The organism is Neisseria sp. HMSC068C04 (assembly GCF_001810105.1).
GTDB classification, from domain to species: domain Bacteria; phylum Pseudomonadota; class Gammaproteobacteria; order Burkholderiales; family Neisseriaceae; genus Neisseria; species Neisseria flavescens_B.
Genome location: NZ_KV799967.1, coordinates 1 through 17,866 on the forward strand (window position 1 = coordinate 1; position 17,866 = coordinate 17,866).

General features: G+C 50.1%; 16 protein-coding genes. 7 read left to right on the forward strand and 9 right to left on the reverse strand.

The genetic code is table 11. The features are described 5' to 3' along the window. Positions 1-216: 216 nt before the first annotated feature. On the forward strand, positions 217-1,812 hold the full coding sequence (locus HMPREF2700_RS07540) for a peptide chain release factor 3 (RefSeq protein WP_070591318.1): 1,596 nt from the start codon (positions 217-219) through the stop codon (positions 1,810-1,812). A 50-nt stretch (positions 1,813-1,862) separates the two neighbouring features. On the opposite strand, the gene HMPREF2700_RS07545 is transcribed toward HMPREF2700_RS07540, so the two are convergent. Beyond that, positions 1,863-2,633, reverse strand: coding sequence for a sulfite exporter TauE/SafE family protein (locus HMPREF2700_RS07545; RefSeq protein WP_070591319.1), 771 nt, complete (start codon positions 2,631-2,633; stop codon positions 1,863-1,865). A gap of 236 nt (positions 2,634-2,869) precedes the next feature. Here HMPREF2700_RS07545 and HMPREF2700_RS07555 point away from each other — a divergent pair, with 236 nt between their 5' ends. Further along, positions 2,870-3,373, forward strand: coding sequence for a TIGR00645 family protein (locus tag HMPREF2700_RS07555; RefSeq protein ID WP_070591322.1), 504 nt, complete (start codon positions 2,870-2,872; stop codon positions 3,371-3,373). A 68-nt stretch (positions 3,374-3,441) separates the two neighbouring features. On the opposite strand, the gene HMPREF2700_RS07560 is transcribed toward HMPREF2700_RS07555, so the two are convergent. Further along, entirely contained in the window at positions 3,442-4,392 is a 951-nt protein-coding gene (locus HMPREF2700_RS07560; protein ID WP_070591323.1) for a bile acid:sodium symporter family protein, read from the reverse strand. Between the two features lie 278 nt (positions 4,393-4,670). On the opposite strand from HMPREF2700_RS07560, the gene HMPREF2700_RS07565 reads away from it, so the two are divergent. Further along, positions 4,671-5,108 carry a hypothetical protein gene (locus HMPREF2700_RS07565; RefSeq protein WP_070591324.1) on the forward strand — a complete coding sequence of 146 codons (438 nt, stop codon included), beginning with the start codon at positions 4,671-4,673 and terminating at the stop codon, positions 5,106-5,108. Between the two features lie 192 nt (positions 5,109-5,300). Here HMPREF2700_RS07565 and HMPREF2700_RS07570 read toward each other — a convergent pair whose 3' ends face one another. Then, positions 5,301-6,188: a YicC/YloC family endoribonuclease gene (locus tag HMPREF2700_RS07570; RefSeq protein ID WP_283129694.1), complete on the reverse strand. Its 888-nt coding sequence runs from the start codon at positions 6,186-6,188 to the stop codon at positions 5,301-5,303. A gap of 138 nt (positions 6,189-6,326) precedes the next feature. Here HMPREF2700_RS07570 and rph point away from each other — a divergent pair, with 138 nt between their 5' ends. From rph to HMPREF2700_RS07585, 3 genes are all read left to right on the forward strand, one after another. Beyond that, on the forward strand, positions 6,327-7,055 hold the full coding sequence (gene rph / locus HMPREF2700_RS07575; RefSeq protein ID WP_070591326.1) for a ribonuclease PH: 729 nt from the start codon (positions 6,327-6,329) through the stop codon (positions 7,053-7,055). Positions 7,056-7,227: 172 nt separating this feature from the next. After that, positions 7,228-8,448, forward strand: coding sequence for an aspartate kinase (locus tag HMPREF2700_RS07580; protein ID WP_070591327.1), 1,221 nt, complete (start codon positions 7,228-7,230; stop codon positions 8,446-8,448). A gap of 337 nt (positions 8,449-8,785) precedes the next feature. Then, positions 8,786-9,436 (forward strand): hypothetical protein, encoded by a 651-nt coding sequence (locus HMPREF2700_RS07585; RefSeq protein ID WP_070591328.1) that lies wholly within the window; start codon positions 8,786-8,788, stop codon positions 9,434-9,436. 87 nt (positions 9,437-9,523) lie between these two features. Here the strand turns inward: HMPREF2700_RS07585 and HMPREF2700_RS07590 are convergent, their stop codons facing one another. Both HMPREF2700_RS07590 and HMPREF2700_RS07595 read right to left on the reverse strand, forming a co-directional pair. Continuing rightward, positions 9,524-9,964 (reverse strand): DNA polymerase III subunit chi, encoded by a 441-nt coding sequence (locus tag HMPREF2700_RS07590; RefSeq protein ID WP_070591360.1) that lies wholly within the window; start codon positions 9,962-9,964, stop codon positions 9,524-9,526. A gap of 37 nt (positions 9,965-10,001) precedes the next feature. Beyond that, positions 10,002-12,488, reverse strand: coding sequence for a heavy metal translocating P-type ATPase (locus HMPREF2700_RS07595; protein WP_070591330.1), 2,487 nt, complete (start codon positions 12,486-12,488; stop codon positions 10,002-10,004). 360 nt (positions 12,489-12,848) lie between these two features. Here HMPREF2700_RS07595 and HMPREF2700_RS12025 point away from each other — a divergent pair, with 360 nt between their 5' ends. Next, positions 12,849-12,974, forward strand: a complete 126-nt coding sequence (locus HMPREF2700_RS12025) for a hypothetical protein (RefSeq protein ID WP_003678791.1) — start codon at positions 12,849-12,851, stop codon at positions 12,972-12,974. A 68-nt stretch (positions 12,975-13,042) separates the two neighbouring features. Here HMPREF2700_RS12025 and hflX read toward each other — a convergent pair whose 3' ends face one another. The 4 genes from hflX to lptF form a co-directional block, all read right to left on the reverse strand. Next, positions 13,043-14,203 carry a GTPase HflX gene (hflX, locus tag HMPREF2700_RS07600; RefSeq protein ID WP_070591332.1) on the reverse strand — a complete coding sequence of 387 codons (1,161 nt, stop codon included), beginning with the start codon at positions 14,201-14,203 and terminating at the stop codon, positions 13,043-13,045. Positions 14,204-14,247: 44 nt separating this feature from the next. After that, positions 14,248-15,468 (reverse strand): glycosyltransferase, encoded by a 1,221-nt coding sequence (locus HMPREF2700_RS07605; protein WP_283129695.1) that lies wholly within the window; start codon positions 15,466-15,468, stop codon positions 14,248-14,250. Between the two features lie 119 nt (positions 15,469-15,587). Further along, positions 15,588-16,658, reverse strand: coding sequence for an LPS export ABC transporter permease LptG (lptG, locus tag HMPREF2700_RS07610; protein WP_070591333.1), 1,071 nt, complete (start codon positions 16,656-16,658; stop codon positions 15,588-15,590). Then, complete coding sequence (gene lptF, locus HMPREF2700_RS07615; protein WP_003686055.1) at positions 16,655-17,770, reverse strand: LPS export ABC transporter permease LptF; 1,116 nt, start codon at positions 17,768-17,770, stop codon at positions 16,655-16,657. Before lptF ends, lptG begins: the two co-directional genes overlap by 4 nt. Between the last annotated feature and the right edge of the window lie 96 nt (positions 17,771-17,866).

Below are 17,866 nucleotides of genomic sequence, written 5' to 3' on the forward strand. Positions count from 1 at the left end.
AAGGAATTTTGCAAAGGTCTCAGGCCGTCTGAAACTTTTCAGACGGCCTTTGTTTTGGTGCAAACATTGAATTATCAAGCATTTTTTTGTACAATTCCGCATCTTTCAATCCATTGCAGGGCGTGTTGCACACGCCCTTATTTTAGCCTGTTTTCCAACACCCATATCCTTCAGGCCGTCTGAAAAAGCGGCCTGAACCTTTTTGCAAAGAAAACCATGTCCCAAGAAATCCTCGACCAAGTGCGCCGCCGCCGCACGTTTGCCATCATCTCCCACCCTGACGCGGGTAAAACCACGCTGACCGAAAAACTGCTGCTGTTTTCAGGTGCGATTCAAAGCGCGGGTACGGTAAAAGGCAAGAAAACCGGCAAATTCGCCACTTCCGACTGGATGGAAATCGAGAAGCAGCGCGGCATTTCCGTGGCGTCGTCCGTGATGCAGTTCGACTACAAAGACCATACCGTCAACCTCTTGGACACGCCGGGACACCAAGACTTCTCCGAAGATACCTACCGCGTGTTGACCGCCGTCGACAGCGCCTTGATGGTTATCGACGCGGCAAAAGGCGTGGAAGCGCAAACCATCAAACTCTTGAACGTCTGCCGCCTGCGCAATACGCCGATTGTCACGTTCATGAACAAATACGACCGCGAAGTGCGCGATTCTCTGGAATTGCTGGACGAAGTGGAAAACATCCTGCAAATCCGCTGCGCGCCCGTCACCTGGCCAATCGGCATGGGCAAAAACTTCAAAGGCGTGTACCATATCCTGAACGATGAAATCTATCTCTTTGAAGCGGGCGGCGAACGCCTGCCGCACGAGTTCGACATCATCAAAGGCATCGACAATCCTGAATTGGAACAACGCTTTCCGTTGGAAATCCAACAGTTGCGTGACGAAATCGAATTGGTGCAGGCCGCTTCCAACGAGTTTAATCTCGACGAATTCCTCGCCGGCGAACTCACGCCCGTGTTCTTCGGCTCTGCGATTAACAACTTCGGTATTCAGGAAATCCTCAATTCATTGATTGACTGGGCGCCTTCGCCGAAACCGCGCGACGCAACCGTGCGCATGGTCGAGCCTGACGAGCCAAAATTCTCCGGATTTATCTTCAAAATCCAAGCCAATATGGATCCGAAACACCGCGACCGCATCGCCTTCTTACGCGTCTGCTCCGGTAAATTCGAGCGCGGCATGAAGATGAAACACCTGCGCATCAATCGTGAAATCGCCGCCTCCAGCGTGGTGACCTTCATGTCGCACGATCGTGAGCTGGTGGAAGAAGCCTACGCCGGCGACATCATCGGCATCCCGAACCACGGCAACATCCAAATCGGCGACAGCTTCTCCGAAGGCGAACAACTGGCGTTCACCGGCATCCCCTTCTTCGCACCAGAACTGTTCCGCAGCGTACGCATCAAAAACCCGCTGAAAATCAAACAACTGCAAAAAGGTTTGCAACAACTTGGCGAAGAAGGCGCGGTACAGGTTTTCAAACCGATGAGCGGCGCAGATTTGATTTTGGGTGCGGTCGGCGTGTTGCAGTTTGAAGTCGTTACCTCGCGGCTGGCCAACGAATACGGCGTAGAAGCCGTGTTTGACGGCGCATCCATCTGGTCGGCGCGCTGGGTATCGTGCGAAGACAAGAAAAAGCTGGCGGAATTTGAAAAAGCCAATGCAGGCAATCTTGCCATCGACGCAGGCGGCAACCTCGCCTACCTCGCGCCTAACCGCGTCAACTTAAATCTGACGCAAGAACGCTGGCCGGATATCGTGTTCCATGAAACTCGCGAACATTCGGTTAAGCTGTAAAACGCAAAGGCCGTCTGAAACATTCAGACGGCCTTTTTTTTCATTCGATATCAACCCAATAAATCCCAAGCAAACTTTCCAATGGTCAGACACAGCAGCAACATAAACCCGTAACGCAGCAACTTGGTTCCGCCGCGTATCGCCAAGCGCGCACCAACCACGCCGCCGCATAAATTTGCCACCGCCAACGGTATCGCCCATGCCCACACGACATGGCCTTGCGGGATAAAAAACGCCAGCGCGGCAAGATTGGTGGTCGAATTGATAACCTTTGCCGAGGCGTTCGCCGCTAAAAAATCGTAGCCGTAAAAGCGGACGAACACAAAAGCCAGTAGGCTGCCCGTTCCCGGCCCGAACACGCCGTCGTAAAATCCGATTAACGCGCCGAAAAATAAGCCCCATAAGGTTTCGCGGCGTGTCAGCTTTTCAGTGCGCACTGTCTGCCCCAAGTCTTTTTTCAAAAAAGTGTACAGACACATGGCAATCATGATGACCAGCATCGCCGGTTTCATGTATTGCACGGGGAAATACACCACCGTTTTCGCGCCCAAATATGAAGCGGCAAACGCCAAAGCTGCCGCAGGCAGCAGCATTTTCCACGGCACGGGGATTCGGCGCAGGTATTGCCCCGTCGCGGTCAACGTGCCGCAGCAGGAAGCAAATTTATTGACCCCCATCACCGAGGCCACAGGCGTAGCGTTTGGTAATAGGTTGAACAATCCGGGAATCTGCAACAGCCCGCCGCCGCCAACCGCCGCATCCATTAGCCCGGCAGCAAAACCGACCAACAACAGATAATAAAAAAACGAATCTGCAAACATAATATCCTTCTCTAAAAAGCAAAGCGATTTTGCGCGCGTTTGCCTGTCCTGACAACCTACAAGGCCGCCTGAAAACAAGAAACCATATTCTGTTTTCAGACGGCCTTTCTTTTTCAATTCAACCACTCAAATTGCAGCTTGAAAATTTTTCCATTAAAATGCCGCCCCTTATCTTTCCTACACACAACCATTATATGGAACATCCCACCCCGACCAAACGCACAGCCCACGACTGAATGGGCATCTTCGCGCATTTCATTTTTGCCAGCCGCTGGCTGCAACTGCCGATTTATATAGGCTTAATCATTGCCCAAGTCATTTATGCCTGTAAGTTCCTCAAATCCCTGTGGTACTTGATCTCCAACTTCGGCATTATGGATGACAATACCGTTATGATTGCCGTGTTGAATCTGATCGATATCGTGATGATTGCCAACCTGCTGACCATGGTCATTGTCGGCGGCTACGAGACCTTAGTTTCCCGCCTCCATGTTGACGAACATCCCGACCAACCCGAATGGCTCAGCCACGTCAATGCCTCGGTTTTGAAGGTCAAACTGTCCATGTCCATCATCAGCATCTCTTCCATCTATTTGCTGCAAACCTTCCTCAACGCCGACAATCTATTGGAAAAACAAATCATGTGGCAATGTATTACCCACATCTGCTTCCTGATTTCCGCCCTTGCCATGGCTTTAACAGACAAAATCGTGTACAGCACGACGCATAAAGCACATTGATAAAAGGCAATCAAAAGGCCGTCTGAAATGTTTCAGACGGCCTTTTATTATCTGGCAATATTTACAGCTTATTGCTTACGCTTGTCCCACCAAGCAAACAAGTTGCCCAAAACCGTTCCCGATACAGAGTGCCAAACGCAGGCAACGGCGGCGGCAACGGCAGACTCGGCATTACCGGGGAAGAATTTAGCGCTCAAACCGGTGGCAAGTCCGGCGTTTTGTACGCCGACTTCGATGGCAAGGGTGCGTTTTTTGGCGGTATTCATGCCGGTCAGCGCGCCGCTGTAATAGCCAAGAATATAGCCGCCGATGTTGTGAGCGGCAATGGCAAGTACCATAACGAAAGCGGATTCGGCGAAACGGTGGCCGTGAACGGCTGCGACACCGCCGACGATGCAGGCAAACGCGACAACGGCAACGGCAGGCATAATCGCGCGCACGTCTTCAAACCAATGTTTTTTATGCAACAAGATATTGGCGGCAGAGCCGATAACGACAGGCAACAGGGTAACGAGCAACATAAATTTGAACATGCCCCAGCCGTCCATTTCGACGGTTTGTCCGACCAAATAAGTCATCCACAGCGGCGTCATCACAGGAGCGAGGACGGTGGAAACAGTGGTCATGCCGACCGAAAAGGCAACATCGCCTTTAGCCAAAAAACTCATAATATTGGACGAAACACCACCCGGGCAGGTACCGACCAAAACCAGACCCAGCGTCAATCCGGGCGACAGGTCGAAGGCCTTGGCAATACCGATGGCGAGCAGGGGCATGATGGTGTATTGGGCGATGGCGCCGATGAAAATATCGAGCGGACGTTGCGCCAAAATTTGATAATCCTCTTTGCCCAAAGTCATGCCCATACCGAGCATGATGATGCCGAGTACGACAACTTGCGTATCGCCTTTTACCCACGAAAAAGTGGCAGGTTCGATAAAGGCGATGATGGAGGCAAGGACGATAATCAGGGCAGTGAAGCGGGTCATTTGCTGACTGACTGCGGTCAAAAAGTTCATGATTTTACTCCTTTGTATGTTTTTATCATGACAATAATTGCCATAAGTTAACAGATATTAACTTATTCATATAACTCTGACAATGAAAATAGAAAAACTGTCATTTCATCAAATTAAACATAAAATATAACGACAATCGTAGCTTATAAGTATCAAGTAGTCTTTGCCGCCCGAAAAATAGTGATGTCTTATGTTTTAAATGCCTCCAATTTAATTTTGCAAAAGACCAAAGCGATACAGGGAAGTCAAATTACAACAACTTAAAAAGGAAATAAAAAATGAATTTAAAAGAGCAGGTTGAGTTGTTATTATCTCAGCAGAAACATCCTGAAATAATAAAGAAAAATTTAGATGACCAAAAATTTACCCATGATGTTTTATTATCTTTGGGCGTAAGGCCTGACAGTGAATTTTATGAGCTTTATACCAAATATTTTTTAGGATCACTAATTGGTAGCTATAGTGAACTTGTTGATCCATGTTCACCTGACAGCTTTGATGGAGCAATCATGGCTCATGAGTATTGGGATATCCCAAAAAATTATATTCTCTTTACAACCGGGGAAGGAGAAGGGGGTTATTTTTACAATACTGAAGATAATAGCGTTTGGGATTGTGGCTTGGGTGAGCAACACTTGCTAGGTACAGATCAGCTAAGGCATTGGAGTAGCTTTTACAAATTTATGGTTTGGTATTTGACGCCCGATGAATCATAATGGCACTTTGAAAGACTGATTAAGTCCTGTCCAGCTTTTTTCAAATTCAAAGATATTTGTTAAATTTTCCACTCAATCTACACCTGTTTTAATACAGATTTGGGATTTGCAACAAATTTCAAAAGCAAAACAGTAGCATTAAGGCCGTCTGAAACTTTTCAGACGGCCTTATCCTATCCGTTCATCATCGATTTATTCGATATTTTGAACCTGTTCGCGCATTTGTTCGATTAAGACTTTCAGTTCAACAGAAGCTTGCGTACATTCGGCGGCGATGGCTTTGCTACCCAAGGTATTGGCTTCACGATTCAACTCTTGCATTAAGAAGTCCAAACGTTTACCTGCGCTGCCCTTGCCTTCGGTAACAATGCGGCGCACTTCGGCGATATGGGTGCGCAAACGGCTGAATTCTTCATCCACATCGGATTTTTGAATAAACAAAGCAAATTCCTGTTGCAGACGGTCGTTGTCGATGTTGCCGACGGCTTCTGCCAAACGGGCTTTGACTTTGTCCATATGCGCCTGCAGCAGACTTGGGAACAGTTCGTTCAAAGCGTCCACAATCTCTTCCATAGCGGTCAGACGTTGCAATAAATGTTCGCCCAGTTTTTTGCCTTCGCGTTTGCGGGCGGCTGTAAACTCTTTCAACGCGCTGGTCAATAAATCTTTGACACCTTTCGCCAAAGCCTCGGAGTCTTCGCCCTGGCCTGCTAAAACGCCGGGGAAACGCAAAACGTCGGCCACGCTTAGCTTGCCGAAATTGTGTTCCTTGCGCCATTCTTTGTTCAAATGCGCCAGTTGTGCGACCAAATCCTGATTGACTTCCAAAGTCTGCCCGCCAGAAGCCGCATCTTGCAGCTGAACACGGCACTCCAGTTTACCGCGCGCCACAGCAGCGGCAATCTGTTCGCGCAATGCTCCTTCCAAATAGCGCAACTCTTCCGGCATACGGAATTGGACATCCAAATAACGATGGTTGACCGCGCGGATTTCCAAATTAATCCGCTTGCCGCCGCATTCGCCTGCGGCATTGGCAAAGCCAGTCATGCTGTGGATTTGAATAGTTCGTCTTGTAGCCATGGTTTTACTCCGTTTCCAAATACGAGTGAAAGTATGGACACTATAACACACCCGACCGACGATTTTCAGACGGCCTTTGGTGCCAAATTCCTCTATAATTCAAGGCAACCTGTTTTTTATTCTCCCCAAAGGACCATCATGAGCGACTACACCCGCACCGGCCGCGCCGCCGACAGCCTGCGCGACATCAAAATTACGCCCAATTTCCTCCCCCACGCCGACGGCTCCTGCCTTATCGAGTGCGGCAACACCAAAGTGATTTGCACTGCCTCCATCGACGAAAACGTTCCCCCTTTCCTACGCGGTAAAGAACAAGGCTGGGTAACGGCCGAATACGGCATGTTGCCGGCATCCACCGCCTCCCGTATGCGTCGTGAAGCCGCCGCAGGCAAACAGTCCGGCCGCACTCAAGAAATCCAACGCCTAATCGGTCGCTCGCTGCGCGCCGTCGTCAATATGGAGAAACTCGGCGAACGCCAAATCCTGATTGACTGCGATGTTATCCAAGCCGACGGCGGCACACGTACCGCCTCCATTACCGGCGCCTACGTTGCCCTGCAAATCGCCGTAGACAAACTCCTTTCAGACGGCCTTATCAGCGAAAATCCCATCCGAGAAGCCGTTGCCGCCGTTTCCGCCGGCGTGGTGGGCGGTGTACCGCTTTTGGACTTGGACTATCCCGAAGATTCAGGCTGCGACAGCGACGTTAACATCATCATGACCGCATCCGGCAAAATCATCGAAATCCAAGGCACGGCCGAAGGCGCACCGTTCAGCATCGAAGAATTGGGCAAACTCATTGCCCTCGCGCATAAAGGCATTGCCGAATTGCTCCAACACCAGCAGACCGCCCTTTTGGCCCGATAATCAGCAAGGCCGTCTGCAAACTTTCAGACGGCCTTTTTTAACCCAACCCCTTTATGCGCATTTACTCAAAAAAGCGCGTTCCATCCTTGAATTCCATGTAAAAAATAGTAATAATAACCCTTTTTCCAGCAAACCAAGCTGCCCGACAACCCCCCACAAGAAAGCACGAAACATGGCGTTAATCGTACATAAATACGGCGGCACATCAGTAGGCTCGCCCGAACGCATCAAAAACGTAGCCAAACGTGTCGCCAAAGCCCGCGCCGAAGGACACGACATCGTAGTCGTCGTATCCGCCATGAGCGGCGAAACCAACCGACTGGTCGCACTGGCGCACGAAATGCAAGAGCATCCCGATCCGCGCGAACTCGACGTCGTTCTCGCTACCGGCGAACAAGTGACCATCGGCCTGCTGGCCATGGCCCTGAAAGACATCGGCGTTGACGCCAAGAGCTACACCGGCTGGCAAGTCGCCCTCCAAACCGACACTTCCCACACCAAAGCCCGCATCGAAAACATCGACGACGAGAAAATGCGTACCGATTTGGCCGCCAGAAAAGTCGTTATCGTAGCCGGTTTCCAAGGCATCAGCAGCGAAGGCAATATCTCAACCCTCGGCCGTGGCGGTTCGGACACCTCCGCCGTTGCCATCGCCGCAGCCCTCAAAGCCGACGAATGCCAAATTTACACAGACGTGGACGGCGTTTACACCACCGACCCGCGCGTCGTACCTGAAGCGCGCCGCATGGACACGATCACTTTTGAAGAAATGATCGAACTGGCCAGCCTCGGTTCAAAAGTTTTACAAATCCGCTCCGTAGAATTCGCCGGAAAATACAAAGTGCGCCTACGCGTACTCAGCAGCCTGCAAGATGGCGGCAACGGCACCCTGATTACCTTTGAAGAGGACGACAACATGGAAAGAGCAGCCGTAACCGGTATCGCATTCGACAAAAACCAAGCACGCATCAACGTACGCGGCGTACCTGACAAACCCGGCGTTGCCTACCAAATCCTCGGCGCAGTGGCCGATGCCAACATCGAAGTCGACATGATCATCCAAAATGTCGGCAGCGAAGGCACAACCGACTTCTCCTTCACCGTTCCACGCGGCGACTACAAACAAACCATCGAACTGCTGCAACAACGCCAAGACAGCATCGGCGCCGCCTACATCGACGGCGACGACACCGTATGCAAAGTCTCCGCAGTCGGCTTGGGTATGCGTTCACACGTCGGCGTAGCCGCCAAAATCTTCCGTACCCTCGCAGAAGAAGGCATCAACATCCAAATGATTTCAACTTCCGAAATCAAAGTATCCGTCCTGATTGACGAAAAATACATGGAACTGGCCACCCGCGTTCTGCATAAAGCATTTGACTTGGGCAACTAATTCCAGCCAGTCAAAAAGGCCGTCTGAAACTTTATTGTTTCAGACGGCCTTTTTTTATTTCCATTACATCAACCAAAAACATCTTAATGAAAAAATCTACTTTAGCTTAAAACAGCATAGCTTGCCTTATTATTACCCTTGTTAATTTCATTATATGTTCAATATTTTACAACTACCCATCTTGGCCGTTTAATTCCCAAAACATACCACTTAACCTAATTTAAGAAAAATAAACAAATTTGTAATAAAATAGAACAAAAATATAAATAATTATCTACGCTCATCAATAAAAACAAATTTCCCCCAATTTTCCCCTAACTTAAGAAGGAATCCTAATATGAACGTATTAAACAAATTTGGTATGCTAATCTTGACCGCTTCCCTGCTGACAGCTTGCGGAGACTCCGGCAATAAAGGCAGCAGCGACAAACCGGCAGAACAAGTTGCCCAAAGCGAATCTAGCTCGGCCAACAAATACGAAAAAGCCCTAAGCGAATTCCCGGAAGCAGATCCTAAACTGGCCGAACCTATCGTCATTTCCGATAAAAAATCTCCAGACGGTCTTGCCGAATTGCAAAAATTCATTCACTTCACCACTGGTGAAGAAGCTCAAAAAATCACTCAGCTAGGCCTAGAATTGCAAAACTTGGCTAACCAAAATAAAGAAAAAGAAGCTTTGGAGCAGATGAACAAACTGACTGCCGCACTGGAACAATTCCATCAGAGCGCAGCTGCCCTCGACATCAAAGATCCTGAAATCAAAGCAGTTCTGGATCGTGCATTACAAGTCAGCAGTGCTGCCAACAACATGATGATTTATGCAGGCAAACATGCTTCTGAGCTGACTATCAACGGCAAAGATAAAGATTCGCTCAAATTTGCCAAAGATTTCCAAGAAAAATCTCAAAAACTGCAAGAAACCCTGCGTGCAGCCAATCAAGAAATACAAAAAGCTGCCGAAGCTTTAGGCAAAAAATACTCCCAATAAGCCTATCGTTTCCAATAAATAGCAGAAAGGGACATCATCAAAATGTCCCTTTGTTTATATTCAGACGGCCTTGAATATTTTCAACACTCAATCCTTCCCTTCTCTCGAAAAATGCTCAATCTCAAATCCGCTCTGACGATAAGCTCGGAAACGGTCTCGGGCTTCGGCCAAATCTTCCAAGCTGTTGCCCACAATTTCAAGGATACGGTTTGGAATCACCGGGGCTTGGCTCCAAAAATCGGCAGACAGGTTCAAAACCGTGCAATCTTGCGGAATATTCGGCAATGCGTTTCCAAACGCAAGCAATACCGGAGTTTCAGACGGCATGGGATCGGTAGGCAGCCAGACTTCATGCGGAATAAAGCTTTCGGGAATCTGCTGCCATAAATCAACGTCTAGTTGCTGTACTGCCGCAGCAGAATCAGACCACACCAAAATCTGCCCGCCATCGCGTATGGCGCGCGCAATCAGGCGGCATGCAAAGGCTGCCGGCTGGGCGACGTGTGTATAAAAAGTGGCTTTAGGCATGGCGTATTCTTTCATTTGAGCAATGGATTGGCCGTTTTCAGACGGCCTTTTTGGTTTTCAACAATCTCAAGGCATTGCCCAACACCAGCAGCGAACTGAAACTCATGCCGAGTGCGGCGATCCACGGGGTAACGTAACCAAATACGGCCAGCGGAACGGCAACCAGATTGTATGCGCTTGCCCAAGTCAGGTTTTGGCGGATGATTTGATGGGTACGGCGTGCCTGTTCCATCATCACGGGCAAAACGTTCAAATCATCATTGAGCAAAACCACATCGGCACCGTCTCGTGCCACATCGGCACTCGTGGCTACGGCGGCCGATACGTCGGCTTGGGCAAGGACGGGGGCATCGTTGATACCGTCGCCGATCATCATGACTTTACGCCCTTGTTTTTGCAGATTTTCTACATAAGCCAGCTTGTCTTCAGGCGTGGCTTCGGCGCAATAAGCATCCAAGCCCAGCTCTTGCGCGACTTGGGCTACGGCAGCTTGACGGTCGCCACTTAAAAGGTGCAGACGGATGCCGTGCTGTTTCAGGTTTTGCAACATTTCAGCGGCGCTGTCTTTGATTTGGTCTTCCAATAAAAAGGCCATCTGAAAACCGCTTTGATTGCCCAAGAAAATAATGCCGCCTGTGTGGTCGATATGGGCAAATGCTTCGGGCAGATTACCGGCGATTTCCGAAACAAACGCCGCTTTGCCCAAAGCCCAAACTTGGGTTTCGCCATCAAATTCGATTTGCGCACTGATGCCATGCCCAATACGGTTGACCCGTTGCTGTACTTTCACATCAAGCGCGGATACAGGGCCGTCTGAAAGCGTATGGTTCAAAATGGCACGGGCGATGGGGTGTTCGGATTGCTGTTCCAATGCTTGGGCGATAGCAAGGGCTTGGGCTTCGTTCAGACGGCCTGCATGCAACATACGGCTGACGGAAAGCTGCCCTTTGGTCAGCGTACCGGTTTTATCAAACACGACGTCGTCAATTTGGGCAAGCGTTTCCAGGCTTTGTTTGCCGCTGATGAGAATGCCGTCTTTGGCAAGTGCACCGGTAGAAGCAGCCAGTGCGGTCGGCGTGGCAAGCGACAAGGCACATGGGCAGGTAATGACCAGCAGGGCAACGGTAATCCACAAGGCGGTGTGCGCATCTGCATACCACGCCCAGCCGATAAAAACAGGAACCGCAAGCAAGAGTTCGCCAAATACAAAACTGGACGCGTATTTTTCCGCCAACTCGGCGGCACGCGGTTTTTGCGCCAGCGCACGGTCGAGCAGTTTGACGATATGGGACAGGCGCGTATTGCCGCCGGTATGATCGGTGCGGATGATTAAAGGGCTGCTGGTGTTGAGCGTGCCGGCGGTTACTTTTTCAGACGGCCTTTTGACAATCGGCAAACTTTCGCCGGTCAACATGGCTTCGTTAACTTCACTCTCACCGGATAAAACCATACCGTCCACCGGAATGACTTCGCCGGGCTTCACAACAATCGTATCGCCGATATTGAGGCGGACGACCGCGGCTTCCTCGATGTCATCACTTTCCGGATAAGACGGCAAACGGTGGCAGAATGCCGGAACCAGTTTGACCAACCGCTCCGCCGCATCGCCTGCTTTGCGTCGGGCAATCTGTTCCATAAAACGCCCGCCCAACAGGAAAAACAGCAGCATGGCGATGGATTCAAAATACATGCCCTGCCCCGCGTTGGTGGCCAAGCTGTAAATACCGGCGATAAAGGTCATCACAATGGCAATGGCAATCGGCGTATCCATGCCGACACGGCGGTTTTTCCAGTCGCGCCATGCGCCGCGGTAAAACGGCAACGCGCTGTAAAACACAACGGGCAACACCATCAAAAAACCGCCCCAATGCAGGATTTCCAAATAAAGCGGCTCGATGTCGCCGCCGTAAAAATAAGTCGGCAGGGCAAACATCATCGTCTGCATCATACCCAGACCGGCCACGGCCAATCTGACGATAAACTGTTTGCGTTCCTTCTGCGCCTGCACTTCGATTTTTTGCGCATCATAAGGCGCGGCGGTATAACCAGTTTGGCGGATTTTCAGCAAAATGTCCGACAATTCGATGTGGGCGCTGTCCCACACCACGCGGCAACGGTGGGTACTGTAATTCAAATCCACGCGCACTACGCCCTTCATGCGCAACAACTGTTGCTCAATCAGCCACACACACGCGGCGCAGGTAATGCCGCCCAGCATCAACACCGCCTCGCGCTCATCCCCTGTGCCGACCTCGACAAAATCTGCCTGCACTTCAGGCAAATCGTATAGCTTTAATTGCGACAATACTTCCGGCGGCGGCAATTCGGATTTTTCCGCATCTGCGGTACGCTGTTTGTAATAATTGCCCAAACCTGCATCGATGATACTCTGCGCCACCGCTTGGCAACCGGCGCAGCAGGTTTCGTGTTCTTCGTCTTCAAAATGAACCGTCAGATGCAGATGCTCCGGGACTTCAAGTCCGCAATGGAAGCAGTTTTTTTGGGGATGTGTGGAAGATGTCATAATATGTTCGATTTATTTTTCAGACGGCCTGAAACAATCGTTTCAGGGTGTTACATTTTAGCAAAAAGCGTTTTCCGCCTCATTTCATTTACTTTTGAATTAATAGACTGTCGAATTTTATAAAAAATATGTAAAACAAAGTATTGACCGTTTATCAAATGATGAACGGTAACATATAAATACCGTTTATCTTTAAAAACTTCCAATTATTTTAATGTAAAAATGGAACTTTTTTAAAAAATCCAATACATTTTTTATTGACCTTAATCCATTTAAGCAGCATACTTTAAGCATTCCGCGAAGACGGAAATAAAAAAACACACATTTACTTATAAAACTAACTTATTGGGAAACCTCACCATGATTGATCGCCTTATGCCTATCTTTGCCGTTATCGGCATTTTGTCCAGCACCGTATACCTGAGCCTCGCCGCTTGGATGCTTTACGAAAGCGTGTTCAAAAAGAAAAGCCCTCTGTCGGCATAATCCTCGGATTTAAAATTTTACGGTAAGGCCGTCTGAACATTCAGACGGCCTTGTTTCATCCCATACTATCAAGCACTTGGCTGTACGGCCAATTCAATCATCGCTTCGCGTAAACCGTCCAAACCCAAACTTTCGGCAACGGAAACATTCACGCCGACGGCATGCCCGGAGTTGTCGCGCAAAATGCCTGCTTCACGCACACCCGACGGCAGCAAATCGATTTTGTTGTACACCACCAATTGCGGAATTTCATGCGCGTCGATTTCTTCCAAGACTTCGTTGACATCGTCCATCTGCCGTTCAAAATCGGGATTAGACGCATCAACGACGTGCAGTAACACATCCGCCGTCGCCGTCTCTTCCAAGGTAGCGGAAAACGCCGACACCAGCTTGTGCGGCAAATCACGAACGAAACCGACGGTATCGGTCAAAATCACGCTCGCCTCGTGCGACAGGAAAAGCCGTCGTGCAGTGGTATCCAAAGTGGCGAACAACTGGTCTTTCGCCAATACGTCCGCTTTGGTCAAACGGTTGAACAGGCTGGATTTTCCGGCATTGGTATAGCCGACAATGGCAAAGGTTTTCAGACGGCCGCTCATGCGCGATTTGCGGCGTGTGGCGCGTTGTTTGCGGACATCGGCAAGCTGTTTTTTCAATGCCGTGATTTTTTGTCCGATTAAACGGCGGTCGGTTTCCAACTGGGTTTCGCCCGGCCCTTTCAAGCCGATGCCGCCCTTCTGACTTTGCAAATGTCCATAACCGCGTACCAGCCGTCCGCTCAAATGATTCAGCTGGGCCAGCTCCACCTGCAACTTACCTTCCTGCGACTGGGCGCGTTTGGCAAAAATCGCCAAAATCAAACCCACTCTGTCGAGTACGCGGCATTGAAGCTCTTTTTCCAGATTACGCTCTTGTGTCGGCGTGAGTTCGTGGTTGAACACGACCAGCCCGACATCATGCTGCTTGACCACTGCTGCCAATTCTTCCGCCTTGCCCGTACCAACAAACAAAGCCGGATGCGGTTTGTCGCGGCGTGAAGTTTCGATAGAAACCAAATCGCCGCCGGCCGCGCTCACCAATTCTGCCGCTTCGGTCAAAGCCGTCTGAAAGCCGCGTTCGCGCGTTTCGTTTGCGCCGGAATAGTCCGCCGTCAGCATCACGCCGACCAAGAGGACGCGTTCGGGCTTTTCCAAAGATTTATCGACGGAAAACAGATTGCGCTTGCTCAAAAAATTTCCTTTCAGACGGCCTGACGACTGGGTCAAAGTCCCGATTAACGGTTTTTCAAAATATCAGCGAAATATTCGGTCACTTCTGCCAAACGTCCGCCCTGCGCGGCATAAGGCTGCATTACCGCCACCAACTGCTCCAACACTTCGCGCGTTTCGGTTTGCGCGTGTTCACGGTAGAGCCACATATTTTGCATGGTCACCGTGGTCAATGCCTCGCGTACATTAAGCAAGAGCAAGTGTCGGCAAGACTCATAGCCTTGGCGCAAATCACCGGCCGCATAGGCGGTAACCGACAATTCATAGTCGATGTCCAACTGATAAACATTGCTTTGGACAAAAAGAATATCGTCTTTTGGGAATGGGATACGTTTCGCCATCAGGCCGATCGCATGGGAAATGCGGTATTTTCCTTCCTGACGCAGCATGGTTTGCGCAAGGTAGAGACACTCGGCACGGCGCGGGTTGTAATCGTAGCCTGCCAACCAAGTCGCCAAGGCCTCATCGCGTTTGCCCATTAATTTGTAGCACTCGCCCAGCTGTTGGTAAGAAACCGTTACTTCTTCGACCCAACCGCCCAACTCGATGCGTTTTTTAAACCATTCACTCGCACGCTCGGGCATATCGGAGTCCCAATAAGAACGTGCCGCATAAAAGGCGTAACGCGGTTTCAGGTCTTCATCTTCGGGGCTGTAAAACGCTTTTTCCAAAGAAACGGCATCAAGCAGGTATTTGTTCGCCATGTTGCTGCGCGCGCCGAAACGGCCGCTGAGGACCGTATAGTCGCCATGAAGCGTGGCTTCGCTGGTATCTTGTTTGTCGGTTTCGATAAACTCATGCAACACGCCGCGCCAGTAGAATGTTCCGTCATTGCGCAACAACAGCGGACGGTAATAAACCACGCTGCCCATGGCATTTCGCATGCGGAGGCGGTAACGGTCGGCGGTCAGCTCGGGCAATTCCAATTTGCCTTCAAAGCGGTCGTCCGCATCAAAAATCAAAACGTAATCGGTTTTGCCTTTTGCGTGTTTCAACGCCTGATTGCGGTTATATGCAAAATTTTGCCAACCATCATGATGAATCTCGCCCGCGATGCCCTTTGCATCGAAAAAGCGGCGGATCACGCCGACGGTATCATCTGTCGAGCCGGTGTCGCTGATGACATAGTAGTCAAGTTTGATGTGGTCGGTGATGTTGGCCAGTGTTTCTTCGATGATTGCCGCTTCGTTTTTGACAATCATATTCAAGCAGATGGTTTGGGACATTTTCAATAGCCGCATTGGTTTGGAAAGGTATTATTTTACTTTAGCATTTTGTTTTTTGCACACAAAATACTCAGGCCGTCTGAAGATTGCCTTTCAGACGGCCTAAAGTTTATTTTGCCTTATCTTTTTTCCTGACGACGTATCAGATACACCGCCAACAGTGCAAACAAAACCGTCGGCAATGCGCCCGCCAAAAACGGCGGCACGCCGTACAACTGACTGGTAAAGCCGAAGAGCCGTCCGGCAAAGTGGAACAGCAAACCAAGACAAATACCGCCGAAAAGTTTCAAGCCCATATTGCCGTGGCGCGTGGTTTGCGGAGTAAAGGCAAAGGCAACAAGCGCCATCACCCATGCGGCTACGGGATACACCAGCTTGCGCCACCATGCGATGGCATAGACTTGGGTATTTTGGTTGTTTTTTTCCAGATGGTCGATATAAGTAGTCAATTCGCCGACAGACATTTGGTCGGGCTTGACGAGCAATACATCCATCAGGTTGCGTTTGACGGAAATCGGCCAGTTTTCTTCGGCGGCAGTGGAAACCTCGACTTTATCTTCGCCCAATATGCTGCGGCGGATATTTTTCAACTGCCAGCTGCCGTCTGGATTCAAAACGGCGGACTCGGCTTCTGCCGCTTGGGTCAATTCGTTTTTATCGTTGCGCTCCCAAATTTTGATGCCCAAAAGCGTATGGTCGGGCAACATTTCACGCACGTTGATAATGCTGTTTTTTTCTTTCAACCAAAGGCCGGTATTGCCGGTACTGATTTTGCCGTTGATGGCGGCGGCTTTGATGTTTTCGGCTTTTTGGCTCAGCGTGGGGGCAACCCATTCGCCGAGCGCAACGGTGGCAATGGCGAAAATCAAACCGAACTGCGACAAAATCAACAGCAGCTTTTTGGTGCTCATGCCGCTGGCTTTGATAACGGTCAGCTCGCTGCCGGAAGCCAGTTGGCTGAGGGAAATCAGGCCGCCGATCAAAACGGCAAGCGGCATCAGTTCATATGCGCGCGCAGGCATCTGCATTAAAACATACTGCCCCAATTTTGCGCCGTTATAGCTGCCTTTTCCAAGATCACCGACTTCGTTGATGATTTCAAAAAAACTGTACAAAGCGAGGAAGGCTAGGAGGGCGTAAACCGCCATAACCGCCATTTGACGGATGATGTAACGTGAAATCAGGTTCATTTTCCGCCTTTCAATGTCAGACTTTTGGCAACCGCCTGCCAGAAGGGTTGGCTAGGCATACTGCGCACGCGCAGCAGGACGACGGCAATCACAAACATGATGATGTGCATAGGTAGCAGTCCGAGCCAGAAATGGATTTTGCCGTCTTCCACGGCGTTGCGCAGGAAGGTCAGCCCGTTTTGGTAAACCAAAAACAAACCGATGGCAATCAGGATATTGTAGGTATGGCCGCTGCGCGGATTGAAATAGGAAAGCGGCACGGCAAGCAGGCACAACAGCAAAACGCTGACGGTCAAGGAAATACGCCACATCAATTCCGCCTGGTGTTGGGGATTGCTGCTGCCAATCAGTTGGGCGGTCGGAATGGTACGGCGGTGTGATACAGGGTCGATGAGTTTGGGCGTGGTGCTGATAATCAGGCTGAGGTGTTGGAAAGAAACGCGGTTGTAGTCGGCTTTGCCGGGCGTACCGCTGTAACGGTAGCCGTCGCGTAATTCAAGCGTGCGTTTGTTGTCGGTCAGCGAAAAATTGCCCTCTTTGGCAAAAACGATGTTGTCGTTGCCGTTTTTATCCTGCTCGCGCAGGAACAGGTTTTTCATGATGCCGGATTCGGTATCGAAGGTTTCGACAAAATAAACCCTGCCGTTGCGCTTACCCAAGTTATTGAACTCGCCGGCCTCCACCAAAGACAATTCCTGCTTCTGCTTCAAAATTTCGGCATATTCGCGGCTGCGCAATTCTGCCCACGGCATCACCCAAAGCTGCATGACGGCAATCAAAATGGCAAACGGCACGGCAAACTGCATGACCGGGCGTATCCATTGTTTCAATGCCAATCCGCAGGAAAGCCAGACCGACATTTCGCTGTCGCGCCAGTAGCGGGTCAATACGGTCAACGTACTGATAAATGCGGTCAACACCAGCAAAAGCGGGGTCATGCCGATTACCCAGAAGCCGACCAAGGCCAACACGGCATCGATGGCGACACGCCCGTCGGCTGCACGGCCAAGCAGGTTGATGGCCTGCGTGGACACCAATACCGCCAAGAGGACGACAAAGATGCCGACGGCAGTAAAGGAAAGTTCTTTAATAAAGTTTCTTTGGTAAATCATAAGATTGAGCGTGGTATACGGTTTATGGGAAACCTATATTTATTAATAAGGCTTCAGACGGCATGACACAAATGGAGTACAATGATTTTCATCTGT